Raw genomic sequence first — 17,332 nt, forward strand, 5'->3', positions numbered from 1 at the left:
GGGGGCGGGGTACCTTTACCGAAGCTTTACACGCGGCGCGTTCAATGCACTTGGAGGTAGACGACATGGCAGCGTTTAGAAAAAACATTCAAGGCCGCTTCGAGGACGTCGAGACCGAGCTGGTACGCCGGTTGGCGCAGCGCGGCTTCGGCGTGCTCAGCCGCATCGCGTTCCACGAGGTGCTCCAGCAGAAGATCGGCAAGAAGATCGAACCCTACGTTCGCCTGGGGGTTTGCAACCCCGGGCTGGCCTACGAGGCCCTCGAGGCCGAGCGCGGGGTAGGGGCGGTGCTTCCCTGCGCCGTCGCCCTGCGCGAACTTCCGGAGGGCGCCGTCGAGGTGGCCTTCCTGCGCCCCGAGGAGGCCTTCGTCCTCGCCACCGGCGAGCGGAACCCGACGCTCGAACGGCTGGCGCAGACGGTGGAGGCCGCGCTCCGTGAGGTCGTGGACGAGCTGGAGGTGGCGTGATGATGATCTTCTTCTTTCTCCTGATGCTGGTGGCGCTGTGGGCGCTCTGGCGAATCAGCTCCGGCGGGCCGATGCTGGAGGGCCGCAAGGCCCCCAGCGAAGACGCCCTGGAAGTCCTGCGCCGCCGCTACGCGGCCGGCGAGATCGACAGCTCGACCTACCGTCAGCAGGCGCGCGACCTGGAGGTCTGACCATGGGATGCGGATCCAGCAAACGCCGGCACCACGGGATCGCCCTCCCCGCGGAACCCGCTCCGCGGCCGCAGGCCGCCGACCCGGCGGCCCGGCTCGCGGCGCTCTACGCCGCGGGGCAGATCGACCGCGACACCTACCTCGACTACAAGGACGGACTCGAGCGCGGCGTCCTGGACGCCGCCGCGATCGAGCGGCTGGCCCGGGGCGAGCGGGTGGAGACGCGCTCCGAGCCGGGTCTAGCCGCGGAGCTGCGGGCGCTCGCGGACGAGGTGGTGGCGCTGCGCAACCGCATCTCCGGCCTCGCCGGAGAGGGGGCGCGGCTCCAGGCGCGCCTCGACAAGTTGGAAAGCCGCGCCGAGGAGGCGCTCGACGAGCAGGGCATGGACGCCCACGAGCTCTTTACCGAGAAGCAAGAGATCCAGGAGCGTCTGGAGGCGATCCGGCGCGAACGGGAGCGGCTCGAGGAGCTGCTGGAGCGGCTGGAGGCGGCCCGCAGCGAGCTCGAGGCCCGCAAGGCGGAGGCGCGCATCGCGCAGACGCTGGAGCGTTTGGAGAAGGGAAAGCAAGGAGGGGCGTCGTGAAGCGAATCTTACCGTTCCTGCTCATTGCGGGGCTGGCCTGGGCGGCCTCCACCCCCAAGGTCGACGGCATCGTGGCCGAAGGGGAGTACGCCCAGTTCCTGCAGACCGACACCGGCATGCGGCTCTACTGGTCGGTGGTGGACGGCGTCTTCTACGCCGCGCTGAGCGCGCCCAGCACCGGCTGGCTGGGGCTCGGTTTCGAGAGCATCGAGGGTCCCGGGGCCGGCGAGCCGGGGCACGCCCACCCCGCCATGCTCGAGTCCGACCTCTGGATGCTGGCCGTGGTGGACGGCAAGGTCGTGGTCGAGGACGGCTACGTCCCCGAGCCCGGCAAACCCGCCGCCGATACCGCCCTGGGGGGGACGAGCGACTTCCTGAGCGCCGCCGGCCGCGAGGTGGGCGGGGTGACCTACGTCGAGTGGAGCCGCAAGCTGACGACGGGCGACCGCTTCGACGTCGACCTGGCCAAAGGGCTGGGTCACGAGATCGGGATCATGCTCGCCTTCAACCCCATGAGCGACGACTTTACGGAGTACCACGGCATGAAGAGCCGCGACGAGCTGGAGATCGAGCTGAACGAAGGAGGTATGCGATGAGCCTGTTGGACCGCATGAGCCGGTTGATCCGCGCCAACCTGAACGACCTGCTGCGCCGGGCCGAAGATCCGGAGAAGGTGCTGCGCCAGGCGCTGGAAGACATGAAGTCGGCCTACCGATCCGCCAAGAGCGAGGTCGCCGGGGTGATGGCCGAGGTGCGCGGGATGCAGCGCGAGGCCGCCGGCTACCTGGAGATGGAGACGGTGTGGCGCGACAAGGCCAAGCGCGCCCTGGCCGAGGGGCAGGAGGAGCTGGCGCGCGAGGCGCTCAAGCGGGCGCGGCAGGCGCGCGCCCTCGCCGACGACCTGAACGCCCAGGCGCAGGAGCAGGAGCAGATTGTGGCGCGCCTGCGGCAGCGGCTGGCGGCGCTGGAAGCGAAGATCACCGAGGCGCGCGCCCAGCTGAAGCAGCTCAGCGCCCGCCAGAAGAGCGTGCAGGCGGCCGAGTCGGTGCGACGGGTGAGCGCCCGCCTGGAGGCGCACCCCGCGGCCGAGGCCTTCGCCGAGATGGCCGAGCGGGTGGCCCAGATGGAAGACCGCCATCAGGCCCTCCTCGAGCTGGACGGCGAAGACGAGCTGGCCGCGCAGCTGGAGGAGCTGGCCGACCCCGCGGTCGAGGCCGAACTCGAAGAGCTGAAGCGTGAGCTGGAGGCGTCGTCGTGAGCCGCTGGGTGGTGGCCGCGCTGGTCCTCGGCGTGCTCGGCCTCGCCGTGTGGGTGGTGGCGGGCCGGAACACCGGGGCGGCGGCCCTTCCTGAGGTGCCGGCGGGCGGCTACGCCGAGATCACCGTGGGCACCCTCGGCAAGCTGCTGGAGACGCCCGAGGAGGAGCGCGGCTTCGTCCTTCTCAACGTGCACGTTCCCTATGCGGGGGAGATCCCGGGCACCGACCTGGTCCTCCCCTACAACCGGCTGCCCGAGTTCGCGGACCGGCTCCCCCAGGACAAAGCGACGCCCATCGTGCTCTACTGCCGCAGCGGGGCGATGAGCCGGATGGCCGCGAGGACCCTGGTGGAGATGGGGTACACGCGCGTCTACGACGTGCCCGGGGGCATGAACGCCTGGCGCGCCAGCGGCGGCGCCCTCGTCTTCGTGAAGCGCTGAACCCCGCACCCTCCCGTGCGCACCCGACCCGGCGGCCGCCGGGTCGGGCCTCGTTTACCTCCTGTTAACCTCGCCGCCCCAGGCTGTAGCCTGGAGGTTCAAGATGAGGATCAAAGGAGTACAAGGTTTACTCGCACTCACCACGTTGTTGGTGCTCGCCGCCTGCGGCACCCAGCCCGGCGCGAACACCGCCACGTCGGTCACCCTCGCGGGTGTGGTGGGTGGCACGGACGCCAACCCCACGCTTTCGGGTCAGGCGCTCGACCTTTCGTCGGCCAGCGTCACCGTCAACGGCGACGCCGTGCAGACGAGCGTGCGGCCCGGCATGTTCATCTACGCCCAGGGTGTGAGCCAGGGCGGCACCACCCGGGTGCAGTCGGTGGACGTGCAGATCGAGGTCAAGGGTCCGATCGAGAGCGTCGACGTCGCCGCCTCCCTGCTCACCCTGGTCGGGCAGACCGTGAGCGTGGACGCGCTCACCCGCATCTACGAGGAGAACCCCGACGACACCTACACCACGCTGGCCCTCGCCGATCTGCAGCCGGGCGACTACGTCGAGGTCTCGGGCACCCGCCAGGCCGACGGCTCGGTGCTGGCCACCCGGATCGAGCGCAAGCTGGTGAGCTCCAGCGACCCCGAATACGGGCAGGTGGAGGTCAAGGGCACCGCGACCAACCTCGACACGACCGCGATGACCTTCGATCTGGGGGCCTATGCGGTGGATTACAGCGGAGCCACCGTCGAGGGCACCCCGGCCGAGGGCGCGTTCGTCGAGGTCAAGGGCCAGATCGACACCGCGGCGATGACGATCACCGCCACCAAGGTGGAGTTCAAGTCCGGGGACGCGGGGATGGACCACGACGGCGACAAGGCGGAGCTCTACGGTCCGGTGGTCAACCTGGACGAGGCGGCCATGACCTTCGAGCTCGGCGGCTTCCTGGTCGACTACGGCAGCGCCACCCTCGAGGGCACGCTCGCCGAGGGCGCTTACGTCGAGGTGAAGGGCACCTTTGACGCCGACGATCCCGCACTGATCCACGCCACCAAGGTGGAGGTCAAGTACGAGGACGGCGGCGAGGGCTCGAGCTACGGCGAGGTCAAGGGGCCGGTCGAGGCCATCGACACGGCCGCGATGTGGATCACCGTGGCGGGCCAGACCTTCTGGGCCGACGCCAACACCATCGTCAAGCAGGACGACCCCGACGGCCCGCTCAGCTTCGATCAGGTGCAGGTCGGCGACTGGGTCGAGGTCAAGTACGGCGACGCCACCGACGCCGACGGCCGCTTCTACGCCACCAAGATCGAGGTCAAGGGCGGCGCCTCGGACGGCGAGGGCCACGAGGGCTACCATGAGCTCGAGGGTGCGGCCGCCGGCGTGGACGCCGCGGTGATGACCTTCCAGCTCGGCGGCTACACCGTGGTCGTGAACGACGCCACCGTCTACGAGGTCTTTGACGCCTACGTCTCCGCCGCCGACTTCTGGAACCAGCTCGGCGAGGGCGACCGCGTCGAGGTGAAGGGGAACGTCGACGAGAACGGCGACTTCCTGGCCGTCAAGATCGAGCGCAGCAACTGAGCCGACACCATCGTGCACCTGCTTTCCGCGCCGCCGCGGGGTCCTGTGGACCCCGCGGCGGCGTTTACCTGGCGTTAACGCCGCGACCCTAGGCTTTGTAAGGGAAGGAACGTTTGTGTTGGGGGAGGGAGTGGAGATGCGAACGAAAGCTTGGTGGTTCCTGCTGATTGTGGCCTTCGCGCCGGTGCTGGCGGCGAACGCCTACGACGTCAGCGGCCACATCGTCTACGAAGCCAAGGGCCCGATCGGCGCGTTCAAAGGGGAGAACACCGCGGTCAGCGGCGCGCTGACCTGGGACCCGGAGCAGCAGACCGCCTCGGGCCGCGTCTGCGTCGACCTGGCGGCCTGGGACTCGGGCGAGCCGCTGCGCGACAAGCACACCCGCACCATGTTCGAGACCGACGTCTACCCGGAGGCCTGCTTCGAGCTCGAGGGCGTGCGCCCCGGGGCGGCGGCCGACGAGATCGTCCTGGAGGGCCGGCTTTCGATGCACGGCGTCACGTTGCCGCTGGAGATTCCCGGCAAGCTCGTGCAGAAGGCGGACGGCCGGCTCTACTTCGCGGGCTACTTCGAGACGAGGATCACCGACTGGGGGATGAAGCGGCCCAGCATGATGGGCTTCAAGGTGCGGGACCTGGTCAAGGTGTGGGTCTACGGTGAGGGGGTGCCGCAATGACGCTGCCCCGCTGGAGCTGGCTCGCGTTGCTCCTGCTCCTCGGCCTGGTGCTGGCCGAAGGCGGGCGCTACCTCTGGGTGACCGTGGACCCCGAGACGCAGGCGCTGGGCCTCTCCGACGGCTCGCCGCTGCCGGCGGGGCTCGAGGGCCGCGTCGTGCCCGGTCAGTTCGTCGAGGTGAAGAACGGCCGCTTCGAGATCAAGAAGGACTGGCGGCCGCCGCTGGACATCGAGAAGACCTTCGTCCATCAGGACGCGCGCCGCGTCGTCTTCAGCCACGAGCGCCACTTCGCGGCGTTGGGGGCCAAGGGCGCCGCCTGCGAGGCCTGCCACGCCAGCCTGGACGAGGCCGTGAGCTGGCCCAGCCGCGCCCCCGACCCCGCGCTCGAGCCCCACGCCGAGGCCTCCCAGGGGCGGTTCTGTTCGACCTGCCACGACGGGGAGCGGACCGTCCTCGACGTGACCGCGAAGATGGAAGGGGCCCGCCCGCCGGTGGACGCGCGCATCTTCACCGCCTTCGGCCGCAGCGGCGACGAGAGCTGCAGCCGCTGCCACGCGCCCAAAGACCACGGGCAGGACTTCGTTCCCTGGCACGGCGAGGGGGCCGAGGACGGCCGCGCGGCCGCGAACTGCAGCAGCTGCCACCGCGGCGCCGAGGCGATCACGCCGGAGGAGACCCGGCAGGCGCAGGCGTTCTATCATGATCAGATGAAGCTGTTGCGTGACCCCGAGAACGAGCAGGCGTTCAACACCACGTTGCCGAACAACTTCTGCGCCTACTGCCACGGCCTCGACCTCAAGGCCTGGAGGGGGGACTAGCCGTGAACTGGTTGCGCAAGCGTTTTCCCGCACTGGTGATGCTCTGGATCGCCGGCAGCTTCGGCATGCTCGCGCTCGAGCTGCTGATGACCGGGCACACCGAGGAGACCCAGATCCTGGGCGTGCTCGCCAGCGCGGCCGGAGCGCTGATCGCGCTGCTGGCGCTCCTCGTGCCCCGGCTACGGGTCGGCTGGCTGGTGGGTTTCTTGGTCGTGGGCCTCTTCGGGCTCGTGGGCACCGCCCTGCACTGGGAGGAGGCCGGCGAATCGGAGGGGGCCGCTTACACGGCCGCGCGGTACGATGACGACGAGGGCGAGGACGGAGAGGACGGAGAGGCCGCGCCGCCGCCGCTGGCGCCGCTGGGCCTGACGGGGCTGGCCGCGCTGGGCGGGCTGGCGCTCTACGCGCGTGAAGAGGAGGCCGAGGAGGTCGGATGAGGATCCTGCTGGTCGAGGACGAGGCGTCGCTGCGCGAGCCGATGGCGGCCTACGTGCGCAGCATGGGGTACGACGTCGACGAGGCCGATTCCATCGAGGCGGCCCGTGAGGCGCTCTACGACGCCGAGCCCGACCTGGTGATCCTCGACGTGATGTTGCCCGAAGGCGTGGACGCGGGCTTCGAGTTCGCCAGCGAGCTGCGCGAAGCGGGGTTCGACGGCCCGGTGCTCTTCATCACCGCGCGCGACGCGGTGGAGGACCGGGTGCGCGGCCTCGACCTGGGCGGCGACGACTACCTGACCAAGCCCTTCAGCCTCGAGGAGCTGGCCGCGCGGGTCCGGGCGCTGCTCAGGCGGCAGGGATCGGTGCGCCGCAGCTTCTTCGAGCGCGGGCCCCTGCGCGTGGACTACGCGGCGCGCAAGGTGCACTGGCAGGGGCGCGAGGTCGCCCTCTCGGGGCGCGAGTTCGCGCTCATCGAGCTCTTCTCGCTCCACCCGGACCGGGTCTACAGCGCCGAGGAGCTGCTCGAGCGCCTCTTCCCGGGCACCGACTCGGGGCTCAAGATCGTGCGTGTCTACGTGCACCGCCTGCGCACCAAGCTGGGCCCCGAGGTGGTGCAGACGGTGGCCGGCGGGTACCGGCTGGGGTTGGAACCGTGAGCCTGAGGCTGCGCATCGCTCTGGGCACCGCGGCCATCGCCGCGGTGGCTGCGGGGCTGCACTTCGTGGTCGGCTACCTCAGCTTCTCGGAGCTGTTGCGCGAGGACATCCAGCGCGACCTCGAGGTCTGGTCGGGGGCGGTGGCCGGCACCCTGGTCTTCCAGCAGGGGCGGCCGGCGCTCGCGGGCTCCGACTGGCCCTGGGTGAGCGCCGGCGGTTCGCTGGGCTTCCGCGTGCGCAAGGGCAACGTCATCTACATCGAAGGCGGGGTGCTGCCCGAGGCGCAGGACCCGAACTGGGTCTGGACGGAGAAGCCCCTGCAGGACGGTTACGTGCTCGAGGTGGTGGCCTACGTGGGCGAGTACCGCAAGGCGCTGGCGGGGCAGCTGCGGGCGGGCCTGGTGAGCCTTCCGCTCGTCGTCCTGCTCGCCAGCGGCCTGGGCTGGTGGCTCGCGGGGCGCATCGCCCGCCCCATCGGCCAGCTCTCCGACGCGGCCGACGCGCTCTCGTCGATGCGCTTTCCCGACCCGGTGCCCCCGCCGCCGGGCGGCGACGAACTCTCGCGCCTGGCGCGCAGCTTCAACCGGATGGTCTACGCGGTGCGCGAAGCGCTGGAGCGCGAGCGCGCCTTCACCCGCTACGCTTCGCACGAGCTGCGCACCCCGCTGGCCACGATGCAGGCGCAGCTCGAGGCCCTGGAAGCGGGGCTCACCCCTCAGGAGCGGGCGCTGCCGGAGGCGCGCAAGGCGATCGAGCGGATGCGCGGCATCCTGGAAGGGCTGCTGACGCTGAGCCGCGAGCCCCAGGTGACGCTCGAGCCCCTGCCCGCGGGCGCGGTGCTGCGCTCGCTGGTCGGGGGCCTGGGCGAGGCCGCACGGCGCGTGCGCCTCGACCTGCCCGACGAGGAGGTCTGGGTCGTGGGCGACGAAGAGCTCCTCAGGCGCGCCGTCGGCAACCTGATCGACAACGCGCTCAAGTACAGCGAGGGACCGGTGGAGGTCCGCCTGGCCGCCGAGGGGGGCGAGGCCGTCCTCAGCGTGCGCGACCACGGCGACGGCGTCGCCGAGGACCAGCTCGAGCGCCTGGCCGACCCCTTCGTGCGCTTTCACACCCGCGTCGCGGGCACCGGCCTGGGGCTTTCGCTTTCCAAGCAGGCGGCCCGTGCCATGCGCGGCCGCCTCGGCTTCGAGCCGGCGCGGCCGGGGCTCCGCGCCTGGCTGCGCCTGCCGCTCGTGGAGGACGCCGATGCCTAGGTGGATGCGCGCCCTCGCCGCCGCACTGTTGCTGGCGCGCCTGCTGCCCGGCGGGGCGCTGGCCGCCGGCGCGCCCGACGCGGCGGCCCCTGCGTACGCCGCCGACGCCGGGCCGCAGACGGACGCCGCGGGGCCCGTTCTGAACGACGATGACGACGACGGCGGCGACGACGGCGGTGGCGGCGGCCACGACGACGACGGATCCGACGACGGCCACGAAGACGGGTCGGGCAGCGACGACGGCCACGAAGACGACGGGCACGAGACCTACGACCGCCAGTACAGCTTCTACGGGCAGGTCCGCTGGTCGGGCGAGCGCACCATCGTGGGCAACCGCGAGCTCGTCGGAGACGACCCCTGGCTGCCCTACCTGGCGCCGGGCATGCGGCTCGAGGTCAAGGGCGAGGCCCAGGGCAGCCGCATCCTCGTCACCGAGATCGAGATCAAGTACCCGACGGCCTGGGCCTACTACCTGGGCCCGGCTCAGGTGATCGGCCTCGAGGGCGGCTGGATCCGCGCCTGGCTCTCGGGCTCGGCGGGGCGCGACCTCTTCAAGCTGCTGCCCGCGGCCGGCGAAACCACCCCGGTGCTGGTGGCCTGCTACGAACGCGGCAGCTGGCGTTCGGTGCCGCTCGGCCTGCGCCCCGACGCCCGCCCCCCCACCGACGGCTGGTGGCGGCTTTCCGGCCGCCTCAGCGGCTCCGGGGTCTCCTGGACGCTCGCCGGCCGGTTGCCGGGCGACTGCGACTGAGGCCGGGGCTTTACCCAAGCTTTACACGCCGCCTCCACAATGCCCGTGGAGGTGGATGAGATGAAAAAAACGACCTACATCCTCACGGCGGTACTCGGACTCACGGCGCTGGCTCTGGTCTTCGCGCAGGGCATGATGGGCGGCTACGGCTACCCGCAGGGTTCGGGCTACGGCTACGGCAGCGGCGGTTACGGCATGATGGGCGGTTACGGCGACGCCTCGCCCTGGGGCGGACCCGGCTACGGCATGGGCATGGGCATGGGGGGCTACGGCATGGGCGGCATGATGATGGGCGGCGTCTACCTGCCCGACGCACGCCCGCTGGCCGAGGACGAAGCCAAGGCGCGGCTGCAGTCCTTCGTGGACCGCTTCGCCCCGGGGGCGCAGGTCCGCGACCTCATGGCCTTCTCGCAGAACTACTACGCCCAGATCGTGGACAAGGACGGCCGCGGCCTGGGTGAGGTGCTGGTCGACCGCTACACCGGCGCGGTCTACCCCGAACCCGGCCCCAACATGATGTGGAACCGCGGGCCCGCGGGCTGGGGCGTGCCGGCGCGCTACGACCTGGAGGCCGCGAAGCAGCTGGCCGAGAACTTCCTGGACGGCTTCCTGCCGGGCGCGCGGATCATGGAGGAGCAGGCCTTCTCGGGCTACTACACCTTCGACTTCGGCCGCGACGGCATCGAGGGCATGCTCTCGATCAACGCCTACACGGGCGAGGTCTGGGTGCACAGCTGGCACGGCCCCTTCCTCGGGGAAGACGAGTAGCCTTGCGAAACGGCCCCAAGCGCTCGACCGTTCAACCCCACCCCGGGAGGGGTGGGTGTATACTTACCGGGAGGGGTGAGGCATGAGTGAACGAAGCGTAACCATTGGCATCGAGGGCATGACCTGCGCGAGTTGCGTGACCCGCGTGGAAAAGGCCCTGGCGCAGCAGCCCGGCGTCCGCAAGGCCAGCGTCAACCTGGCCACCGAGAAGGCGACCCTGGTCCTGGAGCCGGAGGCCGAGCTCGAGCCCCTACTCGAGGCGGTCCGCGAGGCGGGGTACACCCCGCGCGTGGAAACCGCGACGATCGGCATCGAGGGCATGACCTGCGCGAGCTGCGTCTCGCGCGTGGAGCGCGCCCTTTCGAAACTCGACGGCGTGCTCGAGGCCACGGTCAACCTGGCCACCGAGAAGGCCACCGTGCGCTACCTGCCCGACACCGTCACCCTCGCGCGCATCGAGGCCGAGATCCGCGAAGCAGGGTACACCCCGGTGAGCCATGAGGAGGACGAGGCGGCCCCGACCACGGACGCGACCCTGGCCGGTTTCGTGCGCGACCTGCGGCTGGCCACGCTGCTGACCGTTCCGCTGGTCATCATCAGCATGGGCCCCTTCGTCGTGCCCGCCTTGGGCGACTGGATGGAGGCGCTCGCACCCAAGCAGCTCTGGCGCTGGCTGGAGTTCGTGCTGGCGACGCCGGTCATCTTCTACGCCGGCCGGCGCTTCTTCCGCGGCGGCGTCGCCGAGCTGCGCCACAAGAGCCCGGGCATGAACACCCTGGTGATGTTCGGCACCTCGGCGGCCTACCTCTACTCGGTGCTGGCGCTGATCGCCCCGGGGTTGTTCCCCGAGGGCACGGCGCACACCTACTTTGAAGCCGCGGGCGTGATCGTCACGCTGATCCTCCTGGGCAAGTACCTGGAGGCCGTGGCCAAGGGGCGCACCTCGGAGGCCATCCGCAAACTGATGGAGCTGGGAGCCAAGAAGGCCCGGGTGGTGCGCGACGGGCAGGAGATCGAGCTGCCCATCGAGGCCGTGGTGCCCGGCGACCTGATCCGGGTGCGCCCGGGCGAGCGCATCCCCACCGACGGCGAGGTCGTCGAGGGTGAGGGGTACGTGGACGAGTCGATGCTCACCGGCGAGCCGGTGCCGGTGCTCAAGCGCGCCGGCGACGCGGTGGTGGGCGGTACGGTCAACCAGAACGGCAGCCTGCTCTTCCGGGCGACGCGGGTCGGCGCGGACACCGTGCTCTCGCAGATCATCCGTATGGTCGAGGAGGCCCAGCAGTCCAAGCCGCCGGTGCAGGAGCTGGCCGACCGCATCGCCGCGGTCTTCGTGCCCATCGTCCTCGTCGTCTCGGTCGTCACCTTCGCGGTCTGGATGTTGGTGGGGCCCGAACCCCGGCTCAACTACGCCTTCATCGCCTCGGTGAGCGTGCTGCTCATCGCCTGCCCCTGCGCCATGGGCCTGGCGACGCCCACGGCCATCATGGTCTCCAGCGGCCGCGGCGCCCAGATGGGCGTACTCTTCCGCAAGGGCGTGGCCATCGAGGGGCTCGCGCGCATCGGCACGGTGGTGCTCGACAAGACGGGGACGATCACCAAGGGCCGGCCCGAGCTGACCGACCTGCGGACCGCTCCGGGGTGGCGTGAGGACGACCTGCTCACCCTGGCGGCCGCGGTGGAGAGCCTGAGCGAACACCCCATCGCCCAGGCCGTTCGCGAGCGCGCCGAAGGGCTGACGCTGCCCGAGGCCAGCGACTTCGAGGCCGTCCCCGGATTCGGAGCCCGCGCCCGCGTCGCCGGGCGCGAGGTCGCCGTGGGTGCGGCCCGGTACATGGAGCGTCTGGGCCTGGACACCGCCCGCTTCGCGGCGGAGCAGGCCCGGCTCGAGGACGCCGGCCGCACCGTGATCTACGTGGCGACCGATGGCGAGATCGCCGGCCTGATCGCGGTCAGCGACCCGGTCAAGGAGGGCAGCCAGGAGGCCGTCGCGGCCCTGCGCCGCGAGGGGCTGCACGTGGTCATGCTGACCGGTGACTCGGAGCGCACCGCCCGCGCGGTGGCCCGGGAGGTCGGCATCGACGAGGTGATCAGCGAGGTGCTGCCCGCGGACAAGGCCCAGGTGGTGCGCGACCTGCAGGCGAAGGGGCAGCGCGTCGCCTTCGTGGGCGACGGGATCAACGACGCCCCGGCGCTCGCAGGGGCCGACGTGGGCGTGGCCATCGGCACCGGCACCGACATCGCGGTCGAGGCCGGCGACGTGGTGCTGATGCAGGGCGACCTGCGCGCCGTGGTGCGCGCCCGGGCGCTGGCCAAGAAGACGCTGTCCACGATCTACTGGAACTTCTTCTGGGCCTTCGGCTACAACACCGCCCTGATCCCGGTCGCCGCGGGGGTCTTCTACCCCTTCACCGGCCTGCTCCTGCAGCCGGCGCTGGCCGCGGGCGCGATGAGCCTCTCGAGCATCCTGGTGCTCACGAACTCGCTGCGCCTCCGTTACTTCCAGCCGCCGCAGTTCGCGGACGAGGCGGCCCCCGCGGCCCCCACGCCGCGCGCCGCGGCCACCGGGGCCCGGGTGCTGCTCTACACCAGCCCCGGCTGCCCCGACTGTGCGGCGGTGAAGGCCTGGCTAGAGGCGCGCGGCGTGGCCTACGAGGAGCGGGACCTGAGCCGCCCCGAGGTCGCCGACGAGGCCGTACGCAACTACGGGGTGCGCGTGGCCCCGATCACCGTGATCGACGGCCAGGCCCACTGGGGCACCTTCGCCGAGCAGCGGCGGGTGCTCGAGCAACGCCTGGGCGCCGGCGTGCCCGCCGAAGCGGCCAGTTGAACGCGGCCCCAACCAAGAAAAAGCAGGCCCGCGGGCCTGCTTTTTCGCGTACGGTCTTTATACGCGGACTTTTTCCTTCAGCGCCTTGCCGGGTTTGAAGGCCGGGTACTTGGAGGCGGGGATCTTGATCTTCTCGGTGGTGCCGGGCTTCACGCCGGTGCGGGCCTTGCGCTTGCGCACCTCGAAGGTCCCGAAGCCGGTGAGCTGCACCTTGTAGTCGCGGTCGAGGAAGGTGGCGATCTCGTCGAGGAAGGTATCGATGCAGGCCTTCGCGTCCTTCTTCTTCAGCCCGGTGATCTCGGCGACGTGGTTGACCAGATCCGATTTCGTAACCGTCTTCTTCTTGTTTGCCATACGTACACCTCCTTGAATATTGCTTTCCTTACGGACTATACCACGCCTCGCCCCCAAAATTCAAGCCTGGTCCGCGTTTTCTGGCGTTTCTTGCTGTAAGGTTGTTTTTTTCAAGTATCCTTCCGGTAAGTAATCCTTGGGCAGCAACCGGGCCACCGCGGCCTCAATTTGGCGCGTCGCCGCTTCCAGGTGGGCCTTGTCGAGCCGGCCCTCGGCCCCGCCCAGATCGATGGGATCGCCGATGACGACGCGTATCCTGCCCCCCAGGCGCGGCCTGCGCCCCGGAGGCCAGACCTCGCGGGTGCCGACGATGGCCACCGGCAGGACACGGGCTCCGGTGCGCAGCGCAATCGCCGCGGCGCCCGTCTTGAAGGGTTCCAGGTGGCCGCTGCGGCTGCGCCGGCCTTCAGGAAAGATTCCGAACGCCATGCCGGCGCGCAGCGCCCGGATGGCGGCCTTGACGGCCGCCAGGTCGCCGGAGCCGCGTTCCACCGGGATGGCGTAGAGCTTGCGCAGCAGCCAGCCCAGACCGGGGATGCGGAAGAGGTCGCCGCGGGCGATGAAGGCGATGGGGCGGGGCAGGACCACCCCGATCACCAGCGGATCGATGAAGGAGTGGTGGTTGGCGGCGATGACGACGGGCCCCTCGGGGGGGACGCGGTCCGCCCCTTCCACCTCGATGCGGTAGAGGAGGCGCAGCAAGCCGCGCACGATCCGTTTGACCGTGCGGTAGACGAGGTTCGGACGCGACCGGGCCACAATTCGTTTTACCCGATATCCTGGCGGCCGACCAGGCCCAGCCGCCGCGCCCGGCCCGCCCAGAGGTGGGCCTGGCGCAGGGGCTCGGGCAGCTTCGTCTTTCGCGGCAGGGCGAGCACGGCCGCGAGTGCCTCGTTCATGCCGATGCGGTGCCCCGGGGAGACGTAGACGGGCTTCACCCGCGTCCGGGTGCGCACCACCCAGCCCACCTGCCGCCCCCGGACGCAGGGGGTGCCGACGGGGGCGTTCTCGGCGCAGAGCGGCACGGCGGCGCCGGCTTCCTCGGCGAGGGCGCCCACGGGCTCGCCGAAGAGGCGGCTCTTGGCGACGCCCAGGCTGGAGAGCCCGGTGTGCACCCCCAGATGGGCGGCGATGCCCAGGCCGCGGGGGTGGGCGATGCCCTGGCCGTCCACCAGCAGCGCGTCCGGCTCGGCCCCCAGAGCCTCGAGCGCGGCCAGGTAGACCGGCGCCTCGCGGAAGGAGAGGTAGCCGGGCACGTAGGGGAAGACCTCGTCCGCCGCTACGCGGGCGACCCCGACGGCCAGCACCCGCCCGGCCGCCACGTCCCACAGCACCGCCGCGGCCACCAGGGGGCCGCCCCGGCGGATCGAGGCGTCGAGCGCGGCCAGCCGCCGCACCCCCGCCCAGCTCCCGGCGAGTTCGACGCGGGCGGTCAGCTCCCGTTGCAATGCGCCCGCCGCCGCGAGGTCCACAGGGCGGGGAAAGGGCGGCGGTTTCACGCCTCTTCGCGCAACCGCGCCAGCACCTCGGCGTCGGCGGGGTTGCGGCCGTAGAGGATGGCCAGGTAGTACGAAGCCCAGGCGACGAAGTACCAGGCGGCCATCATCTCGGGGATCAGCCCCTCGGCCGGGGGTTCGGGAAGCTCGAGCACGGTGTCCACTCGCGTTTCCAGGATCTCGACGGCCAGGCGGGTGCGCTCGTCCTCGCCCACCACCACCGCGGCCAGCGGGTCGCCCTGCTCGTGCCGCGCCTCCAGCGCGGTGATGAAGAACTCGAGGCTTCCCGGCGGCGGGGCGATGGAGAGGCTGCCGGCGATGCGGGCGAAGGTCTGCTGCAGCGCGGCCGCCAGCCCGCGGTAGCGCTCGGAGACCACCCAGACGGGGATGCGTTCGATCAGGTTCCAGGCGAAGAACTTGGCGGGGTTGTCCTCGGTGGGCACCTCGGGCGCCAGCCCCGCGGCCAGCGCTTCGAGGGCGCGATCCACACGGGTTCCCGCCTCGGCCTCGCCCGTGGCCTCCTGCAGGAAGCGCAGGTAGCGGTAAGGGCTGAGCGGGTGGGGCTCCACCGGCACGTCCACCGCGTCGCCGAAGCCCACGCGCACCACCCGCGCGCCGCTGGCCTCGGCCGCGGCCACCGCACCGGCGGCCGCCCCCAGGTCGAGCCCGCCCTGCAGCACGAACTGGGTGCCGCCCTCGGTCATCAGCCGGGGGATCCAGAGGTGGGCCAGCTCCGCGGGCCACCAGGCCTCCCCGAAGCCGACCACCCCGTAGGGGGCGGGGTAGGCCTCGCGGGGGGCGGGGAAGCTGCCCACCAACCCGGTGAGGTCCCGGTGCAGCTGCCGTTCGTCGACCTTGTAGTCCTCGTGGGCGTCGAGGTTGCGCATAGGTTCAGCCTAGCAGGTGAAGCCGGGGCGTGGATTCCTCTAACCCTTGACGCCTTTGAGAATCCAGAGCCCCTTGCCGGTCGTGAAGGCGAGCGGGCCAACATGACAGATGCGCAGGAGGAGGTCGAAGCGCCGGCCTTCCCGGTAAATGCCGAGGCCGGGATGGCAAGGAGCCTCAACGCGGCGACCCCCAGGCCCTTCAGGAGCCTGGTTGCGGACCGAGCATGAGCCAATCCAACGGCCCACGCCGCACGGGCGCTGCGGGGGGGTGCGCTCAAAGATGGGGTCGGGCAAAAGCGGCATCGCGATGACCCAAGCCGCCACAACGGTTCTTCGAACCCCCGACTTGGGACATGCGTACGCGGCGACCCCACGGCCATGACCCTGGAAAGGGCTCATTTTCCTGGCATATAACGGTAACAGCATGCGGACCGGACGAAAGCCCCTCCTCTTGATTCTCGCCTTAGCACTCGCGACGGCGCTCTCTGGTTGCCTTGAGACCGAGGCCAAGCTGACCTGGCACCCCGACGGCTCGATCGACCTCAAGCTGCGGCTCGAGGGCGACGCGCTCTCGGGGCAGGGGGGGCGGATCGCCGAAGAGCTGCGTTTGGGCGGTTTTCGCGACGTGCGCCTCTCGGCCACCCGCCTCAGCGCGGTGCAGCCGCTCAAGCTGGCGGGCTGGGACCGGTTCAGCGGTTGGCTGCCGGGCCGCTTCGCCTACGCCGACCGCAGCGGCCTGGTCTTCTCGCGCACCAGCTGGGTCGTCTTCGAGGACTACGCCCTCGCCGGGACCCTCGACGTGGGCCGGATCGCCGAGCTGCCGTCGTTCGTGCGGGCGTTGGGACTGCCCTTCGTCTTTAAGGTCGAGGCCCCTTGGCCCGCCCTCAGCAGCAACGCCACCCGCGTGGAGGGGCGCACCTACGTTTGGCAGGCCCGACTGGGGCAGCCCTTCCCGGTGCGCATCGTCTACCGCCGCTGGTTCCCGGAGCGGGCCCTCGCGCTCGCCCTCGCCCTGGGCGCGCTCAGCCTAGTTCTTTGGCGTAGGTCACGACGGCGTCGGCGAGTTTGAACCCCAACCGTTCGTAGAGGGCGATGGCCGCCTTCTCGTGATCGTGGGCGCGTACCTTGAGCTCGCGGGCCCCGCCGTCGAAGGCGCGGTCCGCCGCCGCGGCCAGCAGCGCCCGCCCCACGCCGCGCCCCCGGGCCTCGGGAACGACGCCCAGGTAGGCGATCTCGGCGGTGTCGGGGGTCGTCTCCAGCTCCACCAGCCCCACCGGGCGGTCCCCTTCGAAGGCGTACCACAGGTGCACGTCGGGGCGCTGGAAGTGCTCGATCAGCTCGAGCGCCGACCAGCCCAGGCGCAGGCTCCAGGCGTCCTCGCTCCTGCGGTACAGCTCGCAGTAGACTTCCGGGTCCAGGTTCTCCACGCGCGCGATGCGCACCCCTTCGGGCGGGGGGTAGGCGAGGTCGCGCGGGGGCGTGGTGAAGAAGTAGGAGGTGTGCACCGGGGCGTAGCCCCACGTCTGCAGCGCCGCGCGCAGGCTTTGGTTGGCCTCGTGCGGGAAGGCGTAGAGGGTGTGCCAGCCGCGGGCCACCGCTTCGCGGTCGGCGCGTTCGAGGAGGGGCGCGGGGTCGGCGTCCTGCACCAGCGGCCCCTCGAGGGCGCCGCCCTGGCGGAAGGGGTAGAGCGCGGCGTAGCCGGCGAGCCGCTCGCCCAGCTCCAGGACCCACCCTTCGTCGGCGGCCCACCAGAGCTCGTCCTCGCTGCGGGCTTCGGGCGCGAGCACCCGCCGCGCGGGGTCGGCGTCCATCCAGCGCAGCAGCGCGAGCAGACCGCTCAGGTCTTCGGGGCGCACCGGCCGTACCATGGTTGCCTTGATTGTAGCA

At 71.0% G+C, this 17,332-nt stretch carries 21 protein-coding genes; 16 read left to right on the plus strand and 5 right to left on the minus strand.

The genetic code is table 11. The annotated features are described in order from the left end of the window. The first annotated feature begins 65 nt into the window (after positions 1 to 65). The 15 genes from OCEPR_RS02765 (at position 66) to OCEPR_RS02835 (ending at position 12,708) form a co-directional block, all read left to right on the plus strand. Positions 66 to 467 carry a DUF302 domain-containing protein gene (locus OCEPR_RS02765; RefSeq protein WP_013457181.1) on the plus strand — a complete coding sequence of 134 codons (402 nt, stop codon included), beginning with the start codon at positions 66 to 68 and terminating at the stop codon, positions 465 to 467. Beyond that, positions 464 to 658: an SHOCT domain-containing protein gene (locus OCEPR_RS02770; RefSeq protein ID WP_148229255.1), complete on the plus strand. Its 195-nt coding sequence runs from the start codon at positions 464 to 466 to the stop codon at positions 656 to 658. The genes OCEPR_RS02765 and OCEPR_RS02770 overlap by 4 nt, the downstream gene beginning before the upstream one ends. Before the next feature lie 2 nt (positions 659 to 660). Further along, positions 661 to 1,242, plus strand: a complete 582-nt coding sequence (locus tag OCEPR_RS02775; protein ID WP_013457183.1) for a hypothetical protein — start codon at positions 661 to 663, stop codon at positions 1,240 to 1,242. Continuing rightward, positions 1,239 to 1,838: a DOMON domain-containing protein gene (locus tag OCEPR_RS02780; protein WP_013457184.1), complete on the plus strand. Its 600-nt coding sequence runs from the start codon at positions 1,239 to 1,241 to the stop codon at positions 1,836 to 1,838. Before OCEPR_RS02775 ends, OCEPR_RS02780 begins: the two co-directional genes overlap by 4 nt. Then, positions 1,835 to 2,500 (plus strand): PspA/IM30 family protein, encoded by a 666-nt coding sequence (locus OCEPR_RS02785; RefSeq protein WP_013457185.1) that lies wholly within the window; start codon positions 1,835 to 1,837, stop codon positions 2,498 to 2,500. The genes OCEPR_RS02780 and OCEPR_RS02785 overlap by 4 nt, the downstream gene beginning before the upstream one ends. After that, a complete protein-coding gene (locus OCEPR_RS02790; RefSeq protein WP_013457186.1) occupies positions 2,497 to 2,940 on the plus strand; it encodes a rhodanese-like domain-containing protein in 444 nt (147 codons plus the stop codon). The genes OCEPR_RS02785 and OCEPR_RS02790 overlap by 4 nt, the downstream gene beginning before the upstream one ends. A gap of 103 nt (positions 2,941 to 3,043) precedes the next feature. Beyond that, the gene (locus tag OCEPR_RS02795) at positions 3,044 to 4,516 is read left to right on the plus strand and encodes a DUF5666 domain-containing protein (RefSeq protein WP_013457187.1); all 1,473 of its coding nucleotides are present in this window, start codon (positions 3,044 to 3,046) and stop codon (positions 4,514 to 4,516) included. Between the two features lie 136 nt (positions 4,517 to 4,652). Beyond that, the gene (locus OCEPR_RS02800) at positions 4,653 to 5,192 is read left to right on the plus strand and encodes a YceI family protein (RefSeq protein WP_013457188.1); all 540 of its coding nucleotides are present in this window, start codon (positions 4,653 to 4,655) and stop codon (positions 5,190 to 5,192) included. After that, a complete protein-coding gene (locus tag OCEPR_RS02805) occupies positions 5,189 to 6,010 on the plus strand; it encodes a cytochrome c3 family protein (protein WP_013457189.1) in 822 nt (273 codons plus the stop codon). The genes OCEPR_RS02800 and OCEPR_RS02805 overlap by 4 nt, the downstream gene beginning before the upstream one ends. A gap of 2 nt (positions 6,011 to 6,012) precedes the next feature. Beyond that, a complete protein-coding gene (locus OCEPR_RS02810; RefSeq protein WP_013457190.1) occupies positions 6,013 to 6,447 on the plus strand; it encodes a hypothetical protein in 435 nt (144 codons plus the stop codon). Further along, on the plus strand, positions 6,444 to 7,106 hold the full coding sequence (locus OCEPR_RS02815; protein WP_013457191.1) for a response regulator transcription factor: 663 nt from the start codon (positions 6,444 to 6,446) through the stop codon (positions 7,104 to 7,106). Before OCEPR_RS02810 ends, OCEPR_RS02815 begins: the two co-directional genes overlap by 4 nt. Beyond that, positions 7,103 to 8,359 carry a sensor histidine kinase gene (locus OCEPR_RS02820; protein ID WP_013457192.1) on the plus strand — a complete coding sequence of 419 codons (1,257 nt, stop codon included), beginning with the start codon at positions 7,103 to 7,105 and terminating at the stop codon, positions 8,357 to 8,359. Before OCEPR_RS02815 ends, OCEPR_RS02820 begins: the two co-directional genes overlap by 4 nt. Beyond that, positions 8,352 to 9,110, plus strand: coding sequence for a hypothetical protein (locus tag OCEPR_RS12195; protein ID WP_013457193.1), 759 nt, complete (start codon positions 8,352 to 8,354; stop codon positions 9,108 to 9,110). Before OCEPR_RS02820 ends, OCEPR_RS12195 begins: the two co-directional genes overlap by 8 nt. Before the next feature lie 60 nt (positions 9,111 to 9,170). After that, a complete protein-coding gene (locus OCEPR_RS02830) occupies positions 9,171 to 9,878 on the plus strand; it encodes a hypothetical protein (protein ID WP_013457194.1) in 708 nt (235 codons plus the stop codon). A gap of 82 nt (positions 9,879 to 9,960) precedes the next feature. After that, entirely contained in the window at positions 9,961 to 12,708 is a 2,748-nt protein-coding gene (locus OCEPR_RS02835) for a heavy metal translocating P-type ATPase (protein ID WP_013457195.1), read from the plus strand. Positions 12,709 to 12,765: 57 nt separating this feature from the next. Here the strand turns inward: OCEPR_RS02835 and OCEPR_RS02845 are convergent, their stop codons facing one another. The 4 genes from OCEPR_RS02845 to OCEPR_RS02860 are packed head-to-tail and all read right to left on the minus strand — an operon-like array spanning position 12,766 to position 15,445. Further along, positions 12,766 to 13,062: an HU family DNA-binding protein gene (locus tag OCEPR_RS02845; protein WP_013457196.1), complete on the minus strand. Its 297-nt coding sequence runs from the start codon at positions 13,060 to 13,062 to the stop codon at positions 12,766 to 12,768. A 60-nt stretch (positions 13,063 to 13,122) separates the two neighbouring features. Next, on the minus strand, positions 13,123 to 13,821 hold the full coding sequence (locus OCEPR_RS02850) for a lysophospholipid acyltransferase family protein (RefSeq protein WP_013457197.1): 699 nt from the start codon (positions 13,819 to 13,821) through the stop codon (positions 13,123 to 13,125). A gap of 8 nt (positions 13,822 to 13,829) precedes the next feature. Then, positions 13,830 to 14,561 (minus strand): endonuclease V, encoded by a 732-nt coding sequence (locus OCEPR_RS02855; protein ID WP_013457198.1) that lies wholly within the window; start codon positions 14,559 to 14,561, stop codon positions 13,830 to 13,832. Continuing rightward, positions 14,558 to 15,445 (minus strand): SIS domain-containing protein, encoded by an 888-nt coding sequence (locus OCEPR_RS02860; protein ID WP_013457199.1) that lies wholly within the window; start codon positions 15,443 to 15,445, stop codon positions 14,558 to 14,560. The genes OCEPR_RS02855 and OCEPR_RS02860 overlap by 4 nt, the downstream gene beginning before the upstream one ends. Positions 15,446 to 15,869: 424 nt before the next feature. On the opposite strand from OCEPR_RS02860, the gene OCEPR_RS02865 reads away from it, so the two are divergent. After that, positions 15,870 to 16,514 (plus strand): hypothetical protein, encoded by a 645-nt coding sequence (locus tag OCEPR_RS02865; protein ID WP_013457200.1) that lies wholly within the window; start codon positions 15,870 to 15,872, stop codon positions 16,512 to 16,514. Here OCEPR_RS02865 and OCEPR_RS02870 read toward each other — a convergent pair. Next, a complete protein-coding gene (locus OCEPR_RS02870) occupies positions 16,468 to 17,313 on the minus strand; it encodes a GNAT family N-acetyltransferase (protein ID WP_013457201.1) in 846 nt (281 codons plus the stop codon). The two genes, OCEPR_RS02865 and OCEPR_RS02870, sit on opposite strands and share 47 nt — an antisense overlap. Between the last annotated feature and the right edge of the window lie 19 nt (positions 17,314 to 17,332).

The organism is Oceanithermus profundus DSM 14977, from assembly GCF_000183745.1.
GTDB classification, from domain to species: domain Bacteria; phylum Deinococcota; class Deinococci; order Deinococcales; family Marinithermaceae; genus Oceanithermus; species Oceanithermus profundus.